The organism is Pseudomonas sp. FW507-12TSA (assembly GCF_058781435.1).
In genome coordinates this window covers 41,868-57,387 of record NZ_JBYSWT010000013.1, presented here as the reverse complement: position 1 = coordinate 57,387, position 15,520 = coordinate 41,868, and the positions used below count along the sequence as shown (strand labels likewise).

The window sequence follows — 15,520 nt, the reverse complement described above, 5'->3', positions numbered from 1 at the left end:
TAGCGCATCCCACTGGCAAGACAAGCCATAGCCTTTACGGTATACAGACCGACTATTATGTTTCGCACATGGAAATCTGCCTCGTTGGAGCTTCAAATGCCCCTCAGACCGCTCGTTTTGCTCAGCCTCGTCAGCCTCCTGGTCGCCTGTAGCAGCGATGCGCCGAAGCCCGCGGCCAACACTCCCGCCAAGCCCCAGGCCGTGCAGAACACCCAGGAACCTCTGGACCTCGGCCCCCTGCCAGCCTACCAGCGGGAGTTGAGCGGCAGCCTCAATGGCGTACCAGCAGGGGCCAATGTCGAGCTGGCGCTGCTGGTGATCGATGAACGCGGACGCCCCCAGCGCCTGTTGGCCAGCAGCAACCTGACCGGCACCGACCGGGTCCTGCCGTTTCGCCTGCGCTTCGCCCCCGAGGCCTTCCCCGCGGGCGCCCGGGTCGAACTGCGCGGCCGCGCCAGCCAGTCCGGGCAGTTGATCCTGCACCTGCCGGCACAACGCATCGACCAACCCACCACCCAGGCCCTGGGCCAACTGCAATTCGTCAAAGCCCCATGACGCCACCGCTCGAACTGCAAGCGGCACTTGGCGAACTGCTGGGAGACGCGCAACTGGTGGCCTGCGAACTGCCCGAGACCGAACTGCGACTGTGGCTGATCGATGATCGCAACATGGACCGCGCCTTCACCCCCGAAGAAACCCGACGCATCCTCCACGAACCGCCCTACTGGAGCTTCTGCTGGGCCAGTGGCCTGGCCCTGGCTCGCTACCTGGCCGAGCATCCGCACTGGGTGCGGGGCAAGCGCGTGCTGGACTTCGGCGCGGGCTCCGGGGTGGCGGCGATTGCCGCAGCCAGGGCCGGAGCGCTGGAGGTGGTGGCTTGCGACCTCGACCCACTGGCCCTGGCCGCCTGCCGGGCCAACGCCGAGCTCAATGGGGTGAAATTGGGCTACAGCGCCGACTTCTTCAGCGAGGCCGATCGCTTCGACCTGATCCTGGTGGCCGACGTGCTCTACGACCGCGCCAACCTGCCGCTGCTGGACGCATTCCTCAGCCGCGGCCAGCAGGCCCTGGTGGCAGACTCACGGGTCAGGGACTTCCAGCATCCCTCGTACCAGCGCCTGGAAATGCTCAAGGCCCTGACCCTGCCCGACCTGGCCGAACCCTGGGAGTTTCGCAACGTGAGCCTGTACCACGCACAGCGCCCCGCCAGCGCCAGCATGGCTGCGCCGGCGATGGCGATCTCCCCCGGGCAAGCTTTATAGTGACGCCATTCCCGCTTATTCGAGATACCCCATGAGTCAGGACACGCCGTACATCTTCGATGCCAGCACCGCCGATTTCGACCAGTCGGTGATCGAGAACTCCTTCCACAAGCCGGTCCTGGTGGACTTCTGGGCCGAGTGGTGCGCGCCGTGCAAGGCACTGATGCCGATGTTGCAGCAGATCGCCGAGAGCTATCAGGGCGAGCTGCTGCTGGCCAAGGTCAACTGCGATATCGAGCAGGACATCGTCGCCCGCTTCGGCATTCGCAGCCTGCCGACCGTGGTGCTGTTCAAGGATGGCCAGCCGGTGGATGGCTTTGCCGGCGCCCAGCCGGAGTCGGCGGTCCGGGCCATGCTCGAGCCCCATGTACAGATGCCGCCACCCTCTGCGGCCGATCCGCTGGAGCAGGCCGAGACGCTGTTCGGCGAAGGTCGCTTCGGTGACGCCGAAGCGGCGCTCAAGGCCCTGCTGGTCGAAGACAACAGCAATGCCAAGGCCCTGATCCTCTATGCCCGTTGCCTGGCCGAGCGCGGTGAACTGGGCGAGGCCCAGACCGTGCTCGATGCGGTCAAGAGCGATGAGCACAAGGCGGCCCTGGCAGGCGCCAAGGCGCAGATCACCTTCCTCAAGCAGGCGGCGTCCCTGCCGGATGCCGCCGACCTGAAGGCGCGCCTGGCCAAGGATCCCCAGGACGACGAGGCGGCGTACCAGCTGGCGATCCAGCAACTGTCCCGCCAGCAGTACGAGGCGGCCCTGGACGCCCTGCTCAAGCTGTTCATGCGCAACCGCAGCTACAACGAAGGGATCGCCCACAAGACCTTGCTGCAAGTCTTCGATCTGCTGGGCAACGATCATCCATTGGTGACCACCTACCGGCGCAAGCTGTTCGCCGCGCTGTACTGATCGCCCCGGGGCCGGACTGCCACGGCTCAGCTTGGCAGGCCGGCCGCCTTCAGCCCCTCACGATACCCAGCTGTAGATCGGCGTATCCGCGCCGCTGACGACCTTGACCCGGGCGCAGTGGCGCAGGCGCACCAACAACCGCTTGCCCGCCGCCGCACTACCGGCCAGACCCTCCAGTTGTTCCAGCAACTCCGGCCCGCTGAGCTGGCCAGCCTGGCGCAGCAGGTCCTGGGCGGTCTGCCACAAGGTATCGTCCTGGCTCGGCGGTTTGCTGGCTACTCCCGCGGACGCTGGCTGGGCCGATTGGGCGGCCTGCAACTGCGCGCCCAACTGTCCTGCCAACTGGGCCCAGTCACCTGTGTCCAGCTCCAGGGTCAAATCCACCGGCAAGTCGCCGATGCTTCCACGAATCCGCAACATCGCTGTGCTCCCGAAAATTTCTGACGAGCATGCTCCCACGCGTCTTGCGCAACGCCAAGCGGGCGGTCAAACTCTGCCACCGATAGCGTTATAAGATTACATAACATTTATTTCACTTGCGTCCCGGAGACTTGCCATGCGCCGCCTGCTACTCGCCCTGCCGTTCGCCCTGTTGCCACTGGCCGCTACCCAGGTCGCGCAAGCCCATGACCACGAACACGAGCATGAACACGGCAGCCTAGGCGCCCATGAACATGGCGTGGCCCGGTTGAATGCGGTGCTCGACGGCCAGGCCCTGGAGCTGGAACTGGAAAGCCCGGCGATGAACCTGGTGGGCTTCGAGCATGCTCCGGGCAGCGACGCCGACAAGGCCAAGATCAGCGCCGCCCGCAAGCAATTGGAACAACCCCTGGCACTGTTCAGCCTGCCCAAGGCCGCCAACTGCAGCGTGGCCAGCCAGGAACTGGAGAGCCCCTTGTTCGGCGACCAGCCAGCCGTGGCCGACCATGACGATGACGACGAAGGCGCCGCTGGCCATGAACATCACCATGAGCACAGTGAGATCCACGCCCACTACCGCTTCGCCTGTGCCAAGCCCGAGGCCTTGAAGAACCTCGACCTGGGGCAGGTCTTCAAGACTTTCCCCACCACCCAGAAAATCCAGGTACAACTGATTTCGCCAAGCGGCCAGCAAGGGGTCGAGGCCACCGCCAAGGCCGCCACCCTGAAGTTCTGAGGCAACGCCTTGCTCCAGCCGTGGCCCGGACACGGCTGGAGCCGACATTCATTCGCTGATCATCGGCCCGACATGACCCAAGCACTCATCGAACTGTCCGACCTGGGCTTCAACTGGCCCGGCCAGCCCCAGTTGCTGGACATCCCCGCCTTCGCCTTGCAAACCGGTGAAACCCTGTTCCTCAAGGGTCCCAGCGGCAGCGGCAAGACCACCCTGCTGGGCTTGCTGGGCGGGGTGCAGAAACCCACCCAGGGCAGTATCCGCCTGCTGGGCCAGGAGCTGGGCGAGTTGTCCGCCGGTGCCCGCGATCGCTTTCGCGTCGACCACACCGGCTACATCTTCCAGCAGTTCAACCTGCTGCCCTTCCTCTCGGTACGCGAGAACGTCGAGCTGCCCTGTCATTTCTCCAAGCTGCGAGCCAGCCGCGCCGTGCAGCGCCACGGTAGCGTCGACCAGGCTGCCGCGACCCTGCTGGCCCACCTGGGCCTGAAGGACCCCGACCTGCTCGGCCGCCGCGCCGACTCGTTGTCCATCGGCCAGCAACAGCGGGTCGCGGCGGCCAGGGCATTGATCGGCCAACCGGAGCTGGTGATCGCCGACGAACCCACTTCGGCGCTGGACCAGGACGCCCGCGAGGCCTTCATCCAGTTGCTGTTCAGCGAATGCCGCGAAGCCGGTGCCAGCCTGCTGTTCGTCAGCCATGACCAGAGCCTGGCGCCGCTGTTCGATCGTCACCTGTCGCTGGCCGAACTCAATCGCGCCGCCAAGCCTGCCGAGGTCTGAGATGTATCTGTTCCGCCTAGCCATTGCCAGCCTGGCTAACCGTCGCTTCACCGCGTTCCTCACCGTGTTCGCCATCGCTCTTTCGGTCTGCCTGCTATTGGCGGTGGAACGGGTGCGCACCGAAGCCCGCGCCAGCTTCGCCAGCACCATCAGCGGCACCGACCTGATCGTCGGCGCCCGCGCAGGCTCGGTGAACCTGCTCTTGTATTCGGTGTTCCGGATCGGCAACGCCACCAACAACATCCGCTGGGACAGCTTCGAGCACTTCGCCAGCAATCCCAAGGTGAAATGGGCGATCCCGATTTCCCTGGGCGACTCCCATCGCGGCTACCGGGTGATGGGCACCACCGAGGCCTACTTCCAGCACTACCAGTACGGCCACCAGCAGAACCTGCAACTGGCCGTGGGCCGGGCCTTCGCCAGCGACCCGTTCGAAGTGGTGCTGGGAGCGGAAGTCGCCGATGCCCTGCACTACCAGCTGGGCGACAAGCTGGTGCTGGCCCACGGCGTGGCCGCCATCAGCCTGGTCAAGCACGATGACAAGCCTTTCACCGTGGTCGGTATCCTCAAGCGCACCGGCACTCCGGTGGACCGTACCCTGCACATCAGCCTGGGTGGCATGGAGGCGATCCACATCGACTGGCACAACGGCGTGCCGGCCCGTGGCGCGGGTCGGATCAGCGCCGACCAGGCGCGCAACATGGACCTGACGCCCCAGGCCATCACCGCTTTCATGCTGGGCCTGAACAGCAAGATCTCGACCTTCGCCCTACAGCGCCAGATCAATGAGTTCCGCGACGAACCGATGCTGGCGATTCTCCCCGGGGTAGCCCTGCAGGAGCTCTGGAGCCTGATGGGCACTGCCGAGAAGGCCTTGTTCGTGGTCTCGCTATTCGTGGTCCTCACCGGCCTGATCGGCATGCTCACGGCGATCCTCACCAGCCTCAACGAGCGCCGTCGGGAAATGGCCATCCTGCGTTCGGTGGGTGCCCGCCCCTGGCATATCGCGACCCTGCTGGTACTGGAGGCCTTCGCCCTGGCCCTGGCGGGGGTCATGGCCGGGCTGGCACTACTCTACCTGGGCATCGCCCTGGCCCAGGGCTACGTGCAATCGAACTACGGCCTGTACTTGCCGTTGTCCTGGCCCAGCCCGTATGAGTGGACGCTGCTCGGGGGTATCCTGGTCGCCGCGCTGCTGATGGGCAGCGTGCCGGCCTGGCGGGCCTACCGGCAATCCCTGGCCGATGGCCTGTCGATCCGTTTGTGAGCATCGATCCATGAAGATCCAACGCCTGCTTCACTCCCTGTTCGTCCTGTCGCTGCTGGCCAGCCCGGCCTCCTGGGCCGCAGCTGCGCGGGACTTGACCTGGTTGGAAATGATCCCGGCCGGAGCACCAGCCGAAGTGCCGAACATGAAGCCCCTGCACGACCTGTCGCAGATGAGCGATGCGCTGTCGGCGGAGTCGGCGCCGGCGGCCAAGCAGGAGCTGCCCGATGCCCCGGTGGTCCAGAGCCTCGATGGCCAGTCGGTGCGCCTGCCCGGCTACATCGTGCCCCTGGAAGTGAGCGAGGAAGGCCGCACCACAGACTTCCTGCTGGTGCCGTATTTCGGCGCGTGCATCCACGTACCACCGCCACCGTCGAACCAGATCGTCCATGTCACCAGCGAAGTCGGGGTAAAACTCGACGAGCTCTACCAACCCTACTGGGTCGAGGGCGACATGCAGGTCAAGCCTTCAACCAGCGAGCTGGCGGACGCCGGTTACCAGATGGCGGCGCAGAAGATCTACGTCTACGAACTGCAAGAGTGAGCGTCGATCACAGGCAACCTGCGACCCGGAAAGCGATGGCAAAAGAGTGCGGGGCAAAAGAATAGTTCAGCGCCGGGGCGAGGGTTCGCGATTTCATTGAGCTGAGTCAAGGTGGTCAACTTGACGATCCTTACCATTGGACATAGCCAATTTGAATCGTCCTTTGGAGCTCCCATGCATAAGTCCCTGCTTAGCGCCTCCCTGGTTGCGCTCGCACTCGCCGCCCCGCTCGCCCACGCCCACGACGCCGGCGACATCATCGTTCGTGCCGGTGCGATCACCGTCAACCCCAAAGCCAACAGTTCCGACGTCAAGGTCGACCGCGGTCCTCTGGCCGGCGCCAACCTGGGCGGCAAGGCGACCATGAGCAGCGATACCCAGCTGGGTCTGAACTTCGCGTACATGGTGACCAACAACATCGGTATCGAACTGCTGGCCGCCACTCCGTTCGAACACGACGTGAAACTCAAGAACACCGCCCTGTCCCCGGCCAACGGCAAGCTCGGCACCCTCAAGCACCTGCCACCGACCCTGAGCGTGGTGTACTACCCGCTGGATAACAAGTCGGCGTTCCAGCCCTACGTCGGTGCCGGTATCAACTACACCTGGATCTACGACGAGCACGTTGGCAGCCGCGCCAGCGAGGCCGGTTTCGACAACTTCCGGGCCAAGAACTCCTGGGGCCTGGCCTGGCAGGTCGGTGCCGACTACATGCTGACCGACAACATCATGATCAACGCCCAGGTGCGCTACATCGACATCGATACCCGTGCCTATGTGGACAACAACGCGGTGGCCCAGGGTACCCGCGCCAAGGTCAACGTCGACGTTGACCCGATGGTCTATATGGTTGGCCTGGGCTACAAGTTCTAAGCCCAAGCTCCATGAAAAAAGGCGCCCTCGAGGCGCCTTTTTCGTTTCCGGAAAACGTCAGCGACCCAACAGACGGGCCAGGCCGACACTCATCGGCGTGGGCTCGGGAAAGCTGAAGCGCTGCAACAGACGCTGGTTGCTGGCCCGCGAATGACGGATGTCGCCGGAACGGGCAGGACCATGGCTGATGGGCGGTAATGGGCCCACAACCTCGGCCAGGGCAGCCAGCAGTTGCTTGAGCGTGGTCGCCTGGTTCAAGCCAACGTTGACCGCGCCCTCTTCCAGTCGAGGAGCCTCGATGGCTTGTACCAGCACCTCCACCAGGTCACCGATATAGACGAAGTCCCGGGTCTGTTCGCCATCGCCGAATACCGTGATCGGCAGCCCCTTCTGGGCCCGCTCGCAGAATATGCTGATCACCCCGGAGTACGGCGACGAAGGATCCTGGCGTGGACCGAAGATATTGAAGAAGCGGAAGATCGCCGGCTCCAGGCCGTGTTGGCGCCGATAGAAATCCAGGTAGTGTTCGCTGGCCAACTTGTCGCTGGCATAGGGGGTGAGCGGTGCCTTGGGCGTATCTTCGTCGATGGACCGGCCTTCGCCATTATTGCCGTAGACCGCCGCGCTGGAAGCGAACAACACCCGTTTCACGCCCTGCTGGCGCATGGCTTCGCAAACGTTCAGGGTGCCGATGAAGTTGCTCTGGTGGGTCTGTACCGGATCGTCCACCGAGGCCTGCACCGACGCCACCGCCGCCAGGTGGACCACGGCGCTGCAACCCTGCATGACCCGATTCACCAGGACGGCATCGGCGACATCCCCCTCGATCAACTCGACACGCGGATTATCCAGCGGCAGGTTGGCTGGCTTGCCTGTGGACAAGTCGTCCAGCACACGCACCGAGTAGCCCTTGGCGAGCAGCGCATCGGTCAGATTGGAACCGATGAAACCGGCACCGCCGGTGATCAATACAAAGCCGTCAGCCATGGCGATAGAACCTATCCAGTAAAGCCGGGAGCGCGGCACGCCAGGCGCGCGGCTTGATCCCGAAAGTGTGAAGAATTTTCTTGCAGGCCAGGACCGCATGCTGCGGTTCTTCGGCGGCATCGGCGAACGCCGCGTGGGCCTGGGCGGTGGGCGCCTCGACGGCCAGCGGGTGCAGTTGTCGCGCCTCGCCAAGCACCGCCTGGCCCAGGGCCAGGGGCGTGGTCGCTTCCTGGCCGGCATAGTGATAGGTGCCCCACAACGGCGCAGCACAATCGAGCTGCTTGAGTACCGAGATGATCACCCTCGCGGCGTCATCCACTGGCGTCGGGTTCCCCCGGCGGTCGTCCGCCATGAGCAGTTCCTGCGCCGACTCGGCCCGGGCCAGGAAACGCCCGAGAATGCCCTCGGCGCTGTCATCGAGCAGCCAGCCGAAACGCAGCAGCACATGCTGCGGGCAAGTGGCGCGCACGCTTTGCTCGATTCGCCACAACGCCTGCCCATGCAGGCCCAGGGGGACGGGCTCGTCCTTCTCGCTGTAGGCGGTAGCCCGCGAGCCGTCGAATACCCGGTAGCTCGAAGGTTGCACCAGGATGATGTTGTGGTGCTGGCAGAGTTCGGCCAGTCGCTCGACCGCCCGCTCCTGGCCAGCCAGGCGCGTCTCGCTCACCGATTCCGCCTGGAACCAGTCGAAGTAGTAAGCCAGGTTGATCAAGGCATCCGGACGGGTGTCGTCGAGCAATTGCGTGAGGCTCGCGGCGTCCCAACCGTCTTGCGGCGGACGGGGCGCGAGGAAGCCGATGTCTTCCTCCGCACCCAGGCGAATCAGCGCCTGCCCAAGGGCATTTCCGCCGCCCAGTAACATAAGGCGCATTCGCATAGAGTCAGCAGGCCCAGTGTGTTCGGAACGTTGGTTTGGATTGGTCAATTCCCGGGGAGCCAGGCCCGCCGGGAATTGCCGGAATCGTTGCATTTTGCGGGTTTGTGGCGCAAGCGTCACTGAGAAAGTGCAACCCCCATCCCTCGAGCGTCGCCACTGGCGCAGGCCAGGTTGCCGCCAAGCCCCCGGGCCAGGCAGTGGCCGGCATCGTATCGGACAAAAGGCGCGGGTAGTCGCCAGGCGGGCGCTTGCAAGTTGCCCCGGGCGGCCGCATAACGTCAGGCATGAACCTTGCCGAATCCGCGAACCTGCCACTGGACGCTTTCCACCCAGCCGTCCGGGCCTGGTTCCAGCGTACCTTCGCCGCCGTGACCCCGGCCCAGGCCCAAGCCTGGCCGTTGATCGCCCAGCGACGCTCGACGCTGATCGCCGCCCCCACCGGCTCGGGCAAGACCCTGACGGCCTTTCTCGCCGTTCTCGACGACCTGGTGCGCCAGGGCCTGGCCGCAGGTGGCGAGCTGCCGGACGCCACCCTGGTGGTCTATGTCTCGCCGCTCAAGGCCCTGAGCAACGATATCCAGGTCAACCTCCAGCAGCCCCTGGCCGGGATCACCGAGCAGCTGCGCCTGATGGGCCTGCCGGAGTTGACCATCCGGACTGCCGTGCGCACTGGCGACACCCCGCAGAAAGAGCGCAACGCCATGCGCCGGAACGCACCGCAGATCCTCGTCACCACTCCCGAATCGCTCTATGTGCTGCTGGGCTCGGACTCGGGACGTCGGATGCTGGCCAGCACCCGGACGGTGATCGTCGATGAAATCCACGCCCTGGCCGGCAGCAAGCGCGGCAGCCACCTGGCCCTGAGCCTGGAACGCTTGCAGGCGTTGTGCAGCGCGCCCTTGCTCCGCATCGGCCTGTCCGCCACGCAGAAACCCATCGAGGCGGTATCGCGCTTCCTGGCCGGACACGACCGACCCTGCGAGATCGTCGATATCGGCCACTCCCGCCCCCGGGACCTGGACATCGAGGTGCCGCCCGTGCCGTTATCGGCGGTGATGTCCACCGATGTCTGGGGCCTGGTGTACGACCGCCTGGCGAGCCTCGCCCGGGACCATCGCACCACCCTGATATTCGTCAACACTCGGCGCCTGGCCGAGCGCTTGAGCCGCTACTTGAGCGAGCGCCTGGGACGCCAGGCGGTGGCCGCCCACCACGGCAGCCTGGCCAAGGAGCAACGCCTGGCCGCCGAACAGCGGCTCAAGGCCGGCGAGTTGCAAGTACTGGTGGCCACCGCGTCCCTGGAGCTGGGCATCGACATCGGCGACGTCGACCTGGTCTGCCAGATCGGCTCGCCGGGCTCTATCTCGGCCTTTTTGCAACGGGTCGGGCGTTCCGGGCACCAGGTTGGCGGCACCCCCAAGGGCCGCTTGTTCGCCCTGACCCGCGACGACCTGATCGAGTGCACCGCCCTGCTCGATTGCGTGCGCCGGGGCGAGCTGGACAGCCTGTCGATCCCCAGGGCGCCGCTGGATGTGCTGGCCCAGCAGATCGTCGCCGAAGTCAGCTGCCAGGAGTGGTCGGAAGAAGCACTGCTGGAGTTGGTGCGCCGCGCCACCCCCTATGCCGGGCTCGACTCGCAGCACTACCAGGCGCTGCTGCGGATGCTCGCCGAAGGCTTCAATGGCCGCCAGGGCCTGCGCAGCGCCTACCTGCATCGCGACGCCCAGGCCCGGACCCTGCGCGGGCGCCGCGGCGCCAGGCTGACTGCGGTCACCAGCGGCGGCACCATTCCCGACAACGCCGACTACAGCGTGCTGCTCGAGCCCCAGGGCCTGAACATCGGCAGCGTCAACGAAGACTTCGCCGTGGAAAGCCATGCCGGCGACGTGTTCCAGCTGGGCAACAACTCCTACCGCATCCTACGGGTGGAAACCGGCAAGGTGCGGGTCGAGGACGCTCCCGGCCAGCCACCGAGCCTGCCGTTCTGGCTCGGCGAGGCACCTGGGCGCAGCACCGAATTGTCGGCGGCCGTGGCGCGCCTGCTGGCTCGCCTGGATCAATTGCTGGGCGCCGCCCCGGGCCAGCTGCAAGCGGCCATCGACTGGCTGCGAGAGGAACCGGGCCTGAGCCAGGCCTGCGCCGAACAGCTGGTGGAATACCTGGCGCCGGCTCGCCAGGCCCTGGGTGCCCTGCCGTCCCAGGGCACCTTGATCATGGAGCGCTTCTTCGATGAGTCCGGCGGCACCCAGCTCGTCATCCACAGTCCCTTCGGCAGCCGCATCAACCGCGCCTGGGGCCTGGCTCTGCGCAAACGCTTCTGCCGCACCTTCAATTTCGAGCTGCAGGCCGCGGCCAGCGAAGACGCCATCGTCTTGTCGCTGTCCACCAGCCACAGCTTCGCCCTGGATGAAGTGTGGCGCTACCTGCACAGCAACAGCGCCGAGCACATCCTGGTCCAGGCCCTGCTCGATGCCCCGCTGTTCGGCGTGCGCTGGCGCTGGAATGCCGGGGTGGCCCTGGCCCTGCCACGCTACAGCGGCGGACGCAAAGTGGCGCCGCAGATCCAGCGGATGAAGAGCGAAGACCTGATCGCCAGTGTGTTTCCCGACCAGATCGCCTGCCTGGAGAACCTCGCCGGCGAACGGCAGATTCCCGATCACCCGCTGGTGGAGCAAACCCTGGACGACTGCCTGCACGAAGCCATGGACAGCGCAGGCTGGCTGCAACTGCTGCGGCGCATGGAACAAGGCCAGGTGCGCCTGCTCAGCCGTGACCTGCCGGCGCCCTCGCCACTGGCGGCGGAGATCCTCAGCGCCAAGCCCTATACCTTCCTCGACGATGCGCCCCTGGAGGAGCGCCGTACCCAGGCGGTGCTGGCCCGGCGCTGGAGCGACCCTACCGCCAGCGACGACCTGGGCGCCCTGGACCCGGGCGCCATCACCGCAGTGGCCGAGGAAGCCTGGCCGACTCCCGCCGGCACCGACGAAATGCACGAGGCCCTGATGAGCCTGGCCTGCATCAGCGATGCCGAGGCGAAAGCCAACCCGGAATGGATCGAGTGGTTGCAGGCATTGGCCATCCAGGGCCGCGCCTGTTGCTTGCGGGCGCCCAGCAACACCCGGTTGTGGCTGGCGGTGGAGCGCATCGCTTGCCTGCAGGCCCTTTATCCACAAGCGTCGCTGCAACCGCCGTTGCTGCCGATAGCGGGTTTCGACCCGGCCTGGGAGCCGGAGGATGCCTTGGTGGAAGTGATCCGCGCCCGGCTCAGCGGTTTCGCGCCGCTGACCCTGGAACAGGTCGCCACGCCCCTGGGCCTGTCCGAGGAGCAAGTGGCCCGGGCCCTGGCCCGGCTCGAAACCGAGGGTTACGTGCTGCGCGGCCGCTTCAGCCCCGGAGGCGATGCGCAGCAGTGGTGCGAACGTCATCTGCTGGCACGGATCCATCGCTACACGGTCAAGCGCCTGCGCCGGGAAATCGAGCCTGTGGCGTTGCAGGATTTCATGCGTTTCCTGTTCGACTGGCAGCGCCTGTCAGCGGACACCCGGGGCCAGGGCAGCGCCATGCTGGCCGAGGTGGTTGGCCAGCTCGAAGGTTATCCGGCGGCCGCCTCGGCCTGGGACAGCGACCTGTTGCCGGCACGCCTGAAGGACTACTCCAACCACTGGCTGGATGAGCTGTGCCGCAGCGGCAAGGTGGCCTGGAGCCGGATCAACGCCAGTGGCAAACCGGCCAACGGCGCCTTGCGCAGTACACCGATCGTGCTCCTGCCGCGGGCCCAGGCCCCCATCTGGAACAGCCTGGCCACCCCGCTCGGCGCCGAGCTTTCGGCCAAGGCGCAAAAGGTCCAGGCCCTGCTGGGCCAGCAAGGTGCGCTGTTCTTCGATGAGCTGCTGCATGAAAGCCACCTGCTGCGCAGCGAGCTGGAAAGCGTGCTGCAGGAACTGGTGGGGGCCGGGCTGGTGAACGCCGACAGCTTCGCCGGCCTGCGTGCCCTGATCACTCCGGCGAGCAAGCGTCAACAACGAAGTAGCCGACGCGGGCGCGGTGCCTTCAGTGGCGGCATGGACGACGCCGGGCGCTGGGCCCTGCTCCGGCGCTCGGTGAGCCAGGATCCGAGCGCCGCCCTGGAACATGTGGCCATGACCCTGCTGCGCCGTTATGGCGTGGTGTTCTGGCGTTTGCTGGAGCGCGAGGCCGACTGGCTGCCCAGCTGGCGCGAACTGCTGCGCACCCTGCATCGCCTGGAGGCCCGTGGGCAGATCCGTGGCGGGCGTTTCGTCAGCGGCCTGGCCGGGGAACAATTCGCCTTGCCGGAAGCCATCCCGCTGCTACGCGAAGTACGCCGGCGCCCTCACGACGGCAGCCTGGTGGCGGTGTGCGGGGTGGACCCGCTGAACCTCGCCGGGACCCTGCTGCCCGGCCCCAAGGTCCCGGCCCTGGGTGGCAACCGCCTGGTGTACCGCGATGGCCTGCCGGCCGCCGCCGAGATTGCCGGGGTCCAGCAAATCTGGCTGCAACTGCCTCCCGAGCAAGCCCAAGCCCTGCGCCACAAACTGGTACAGCACCGCCTGTAACCGCAGCCGCCGGCCCCGCAAGCACTGCTGCCAGCCCCCTCAAGCAGGCACGCGGCCCGGGCACTTCACTGCGCGCGCGGCGACTCGGGCAGCAGCAGCGCCGACTCATCCTGCTCCGGCTCGTCTTCATGGAGCCGCCGCGCCGGCAGCATCACCTGTTGTGGATAAGTCTGGGCGAAATGCACCCACGGGGAGTTATCCACAAGCTTCTTCAAGCGCTGGTTGAACGCCCGGGTGACCGCGTACTGGCCGCCGGACACCGTACGGAACTGCGCCGTCAGCACCACGCCGTTGAGGTCCATCTTGTCCACCCCGAACACGTCCAGGCCGCCTTGCAGGCTGTACTTGAGGAACGGGTCGTCGCTGATGGAGCGACCGGCCTCGCGGATCAGCTCGATGGCCTTGTCGACATCCGAGTCATAGGTGAACTGCACCGAGAAGAAGGCGAAGGCGAACTGCCGCGACTGGTTGGTGACCGCCTTGATCTGGCCGAACGGCACCGAATGCACGAAGCCCTTGCCGTCGCGCAGGCGCAGGGTCCGGATGGTCAGGCCCTCCACGGTCCCGGCATGGCCGGAATCCAGCACCACCCAGTCACCGACGGACAAGGTGTCCTCGATGATGATGAACAGGCCGGTGATCACGTCCTGCACCAATTGCTGGGAGCCGAAGCCGATGGCCAGGCCGACCACCCCGGCACCGGCCAGCAATGGTGCGACGTTGATCCCGACATTGGCCATGGTGGTGATCGCGCAGATCACCACCAGGATGATTTTTATCGCGTTGCGCAGCAGCGGCAGGATGGTCTTGACCCGGGTGCTGGGCTGGCGTGCCGAGCGCTTGTTGGCCGGCGGCTTCAAGGCCTCCTGGATCGCCGTGTCCAGCACCACCCATAGCAGCCAGGTCACCAGGAAGATCAGCCCGATGCTGCTCAGCGAATCGCTGATGGCCCGGCCCACGGTATTGCGCTGGGCGAACTCGAACAGCGAGATGCCCCAGATGCGCCCGAGGATCTCGATGAAGGCAACGGCCATGACGATGCGCAGAAGCGCATGCAACAGGCTGAGCAAGCGCTCCTTGTAGGCGCTGCTGCGCTGGATCGACTGGGCACTGCGGGACTTGAACAGGTGCTGCAGCAGCGTACTGAGAAAGACCGTGGCGATCAGCAAGGCGGTGGTCAGCAAGGCACAACGCAGGGCTTCCTGGCTGTCCTCGCCGGCGCCGATCAGGTTGATCGCCGAGACCAGCGCCATCAGCAGGATGGGCCAGTACCAGAGCCCGGAAAAGATCCGCAGCGACTCCTGCAACGCCGGTTGCCCGAGACGCTGGGACAGCGGGCGATTGCGGATCAGTTGCGCCACCGGCCGGCGCAGGCGGACCACCAGCACGGCGAAGATCAGCGTCGCCAGCAATCCGGTGATCACCGCCACGCTGCTGGTGATGTTGCCCCCCAGCTGGCGAGCGATCTGCGGGCTGGCCAGGGCATCGCTGAGGGCCGCCAGAAAGCCCATGAGAAATAATGGCTTGGGACAATAGTCGCGGATCACCCGGACCGCCGGGCGCTTGTGTCCCACGTTGAACAGCACGATCAGGCACAGCAGCACGCTGGTGGAGACGATGCCGCTGCTGGTGGCGTAGGCCAGGCACAAGGCCAGGGCCCGCCCCACGGAGCCGGACAACGAGTGGCTGACGTACAGCGTCAGGGGCAAGCTGATCAGGGCCGGCAAGGTGTAGGGCAGGAGGTATTCCAGCAAGGCCTGGCCACGGGGGCGGGCCAGCAGCCAGCGTTGTCGCGCCAGACGGCGGAGCAACCAGCCTCCCGACAGCGTCAGCAGCATGAAGCTGCCGAGCCAGGTGCCGGACAGCACCAGGAAGTCCCCGGCCACGCTCCAGCCGGAACGGTCCGACGGCTGGTTGACCAGGCGCCCCACCTCGTCCGCCGCACGATCGGCGCGCAGGCGCCAGGCATCGAGCAGGTTCTGGTTGAGGTCGAGCTTGTCCTGGACCTCATCGAGGCTCGAAGTGATGGCGCCCAGCAACCCTCCCTCCACCAGCAGTTCCGGCTTGGCCGGAGCCTCGGCCGGGGCGGTGGGCGCGGGGGCGGCATCCAGCTCGCGGCTGCCCAGCAAGAGCAGCACCCCGAGCAGAATCGCGGTCTTGAAATTCAACACAACGCGGGGCTCCTTCAGCAGGGTCTGTAAGGAACTGATCAGCAAACGCCCGGCAAGTTCGCCTGGATTACCCTTCTGCGGTCATTGCTTCACCGCGATCCTTGACCTGGCGACAAGTATGT

13 protein-coding genes are annotated in these 15,520 nt (G+C 66.0%); 9 read left to right on the top strand and 4 right to left on the bottom strand.

All coding sequences use genetic code 11. The features are described 5' to 3' along the window. Positions 1 to 96: 96 nt before the first annotated feature. Genes AC3WK8_RS14330 through trxA form a run of 3 tightly spaced genes read left to right on the top strand, consistent with a single transcriptional unit; the run spans position 97 to position 2,166 of the window. A complete protein-coding gene (locus tag AC3WK8_RS14330; protein ID WP_031320604.1) occupies positions 97 to 555 on the top strand; it encodes a hypothetical protein in 459 nt (152 codons plus the stop codon). Further along, positions 552 to 1,262 carry a class I SAM-dependent methyltransferase gene (locus tag AC3WK8_RS14325; RefSeq protein ID WP_103325203.1) on the top strand — a complete coding sequence of 237 codons (711 nt, stop codon included), beginning with the start codon at positions 552 to 554 and terminating at the stop codon, positions 1,260 to 1,262. The genes AC3WK8_RS14330 and AC3WK8_RS14325 overlap by 4 nt, the downstream gene beginning before the upstream one ends. Before the next feature lie 31 nt (positions 1,263 to 1,293). Then, on the top strand, positions 1,294 to 2,166 hold the full coding sequence (trxA, locus tag AC3WK8_RS14320) for a thioredoxin (protein WP_085596919.1): 873 nt from the start codon (positions 1,294 to 1,296) through the stop codon (positions 2,164 to 2,166). A gap of 57 nt (positions 2,167 to 2,223) precedes the next feature. Here the strand turns inward: trxA and AC3WK8_RS14315 are convergent, their stop codons facing one another. Continuing rightward, positions 2,224 to 2,586, bottom strand: coding sequence for a hypothetical protein (locus tag AC3WK8_RS14315; RefSeq protein ID WP_103325205.1), 363 nt, complete (start codon positions 2,584 to 2,586; stop codon positions 2,224 to 2,226). A gap of 136 nt (positions 2,587 to 2,722) precedes the next feature. Between AC3WK8_RS14315 and AC3WK8_RS14310 the strand changes: the two genes are divergently transcribed. The 5 genes from AC3WK8_RS14310 to AC3WK8_RS14290 all read left to right on the top strand — a co-directional run bounded on the left by AC3WK8_RS14310 (position 2,723) and on the right by AC3WK8_RS14290 (position 6,789). Beyond that, positions 2,723 to 3,322, top strand: coding sequence for a DUF2796 domain-containing protein (locus tag AC3WK8_RS14310; protein ID WP_085596917.1), 600 nt, complete (start codon positions 2,723 to 2,725; stop codon positions 3,320 to 3,322). A gap of 72 nt (positions 3,323 to 3,394) precedes the next feature. Further along, complete coding sequence (locus AC3WK8_RS14305; protein WP_053134898.1) at positions 3,395 to 4,105, top strand: ABC transporter ATP-binding protein; 711 nt, start codon at positions 3,395 to 3,397, stop codon at positions 4,103 to 4,105. Between the two features lies 1 nt (position 4,106). Beyond that, the gene (locus AC3WK8_RS14300; protein ID WP_103325206.1) at positions 4,107 to 5,372 is read left to right on the top strand and encodes an ABC transporter permease; all 1,266 of its coding nucleotides are present in this window, start codon (positions 4,107 to 4,109) and stop codon (positions 5,370 to 5,372) included. Between the two features lie 10 nt (positions 5,373 to 5,382). Next, complete coding sequence (locus AC3WK8_RS14295; RefSeq protein WP_103325208.1) at positions 5,383 to 5,916, top strand: DUF3299 domain-containing protein; 534 nt, start codon at positions 5,383 to 5,385, stop codon at positions 5,914 to 5,916. A gap of 174 nt (positions 5,917 to 6,090) precedes the next feature. Next, entirely contained in the window at positions 6,091 to 6,789 is a 699-nt protein-coding gene (locus AC3WK8_RS14290; protein WP_085596913.1) for an OmpW/AlkL family protein, read from the top strand. Positions 6,790 to 6,846: 57 nt separating this feature from the next. On the opposite strand, the gene AC3WK8_RS14285 is transcribed toward AC3WK8_RS14290, so the two are convergent. Beyond that, positions 6,847 to 7,776, bottom strand: a complete 930-nt coding sequence (locus tag AC3WK8_RS14285) for an NAD-dependent epimerase/dehydratase family protein (protein WP_022641300.1) — start codon at positions 7,774 to 7,776, stop codon at positions 6,847 to 6,849. Further along, the gene (locus AC3WK8_RS14280) at positions 7,769 to 8,653 is read right to left on the bottom strand and encodes a sugar nucleotide-binding protein (RefSeq protein ID WP_085596912.1); all 885 of its coding nucleotides are present in this window, start codon (positions 8,651 to 8,653) and stop codon (positions 7,769 to 7,771) included. Before AC3WK8_RS14280 ends, AC3WK8_RS14285 begins: the two co-directional genes overlap by 8 nt. Before the next feature lie 284 nt (positions 8,654 to 8,937). Between AC3WK8_RS14280 and AC3WK8_RS14275 the strand changes: the two genes are divergently transcribed. After that, positions 8,938 to 13,227: a DEAD/DEAH box helicase gene (locus AC3WK8_RS14275; RefSeq protein ID WP_207245061.1), complete on the top strand. Its 4,290-nt coding sequence runs from the start codon at positions 8,938 to 8,940 to the stop codon at positions 13,225 to 13,227. 65 nt (positions 13,228 to 13,292) lie between these two features. Here AC3WK8_RS14275 and AC3WK8_RS14270 read toward each other — a convergent pair whose 3' ends face one another. Further along, positions 13,293 to 15,398 (bottom strand): mechanosensitive ion channel family protein, encoded by a 2,106-nt coding sequence (locus tag AC3WK8_RS14270; protein ID WP_085597070.1) that lies wholly within the window; start codon positions 15,396 to 15,398, stop codon positions 13,293 to 13,295. Positions 15,399 to 15,520 lie beyond the last annotated feature (122 nt).

What these genes read in the sequence shown, in the direction of transcription:
- AC3WK8_RS14330 (WP_031320604.1), top strand. Translation starts at nt 97, where the DNA reads ATGCCCCTCAGACCGCTCGTTTTGCTCAGCCTCGTCAGCCTCCTGGTC.
- AC3WK8_RS14325 (WP_103325203.1), top strand. Translation starts at nt 552, where the DNA reads ATGACGCCACCGCTCGAACTGCAAGCGGCACTTGGCGAACTGCTGGGA.
- trxA (WP_085596919.1), top strand. Translation starts at nt 1,294, where the DNA reads ATGAGTCAGGACACGCCGTACATCTTCGATGCCAGCACCGCCGATTTC.
- AC3WK8_RS14315 (WP_103325205.1), bottom strand. Translation starts at nt 2,586, where the DNA reads ATGTTGCGGATTCGTGGAAGCATCGGCGACTTGCCGGTGGATTTGACC.
- AC3WK8_RS14310 (WP_085596917.1), top strand. Translation starts at nt 2,723, where the DNA reads ATGCGCCGCCTGCTACTCGCCCTGCCGTTCGCCCTGTTGCCACTGGCC.
- AC3WK8_RS14305 (WP_053134898.1), top strand. Translation starts at nt 3,395, where the DNA reads ATGACCCAAGCACTCATCGAACTGTCCGACCTGGGCTTCAACTGGCCC.
- AC3WK8_RS14300 (WP_103325206.1), top strand. Translation starts at nt 4,107, where the DNA reads ATGTATCTGTTCCGCCTAGCCATTGCCAGCCTGGCTAACCGTCGCTTC.
- AC3WK8_RS14295 (WP_103325208.1), top strand. Translation starts at nt 5,383, where the DNA reads ATGAAGATCCAACGCCTGCTTCACTCCCTGTTCGTCCTGTCGCTGCTG.
- AC3WK8_RS14290 (WP_085596913.1), top strand. Translation starts at nt 6,091, where the DNA reads ATGCATAAGTCCCTGCTTAGCGCCTCCCTGGTTGCGCTCGCACTCGCC.
- AC3WK8_RS14285 (WP_022641300.1), bottom strand. Translation starts at nt 7,776, where the DNA reads ATGGCTGACGGCTTTGTATTGATCACCGGCGGTGCCGGTTTCATCGGT.
- AC3WK8_RS14280 (WP_085596912.1), bottom strand. Translation starts at nt 8,653, where the DNA reads ATGCGAATGCGCCTTATGTTACTGGGCGGCGGAAATGCCCTTGGGCAG.
- AC3WK8_RS14275 (WP_207245061.1), top strand. Translation starts at nt 8,938, where the DNA reads ATGAACCTTGCCGAATCCGCGAACCTGCCACTGGACGCTTTCCACCCA.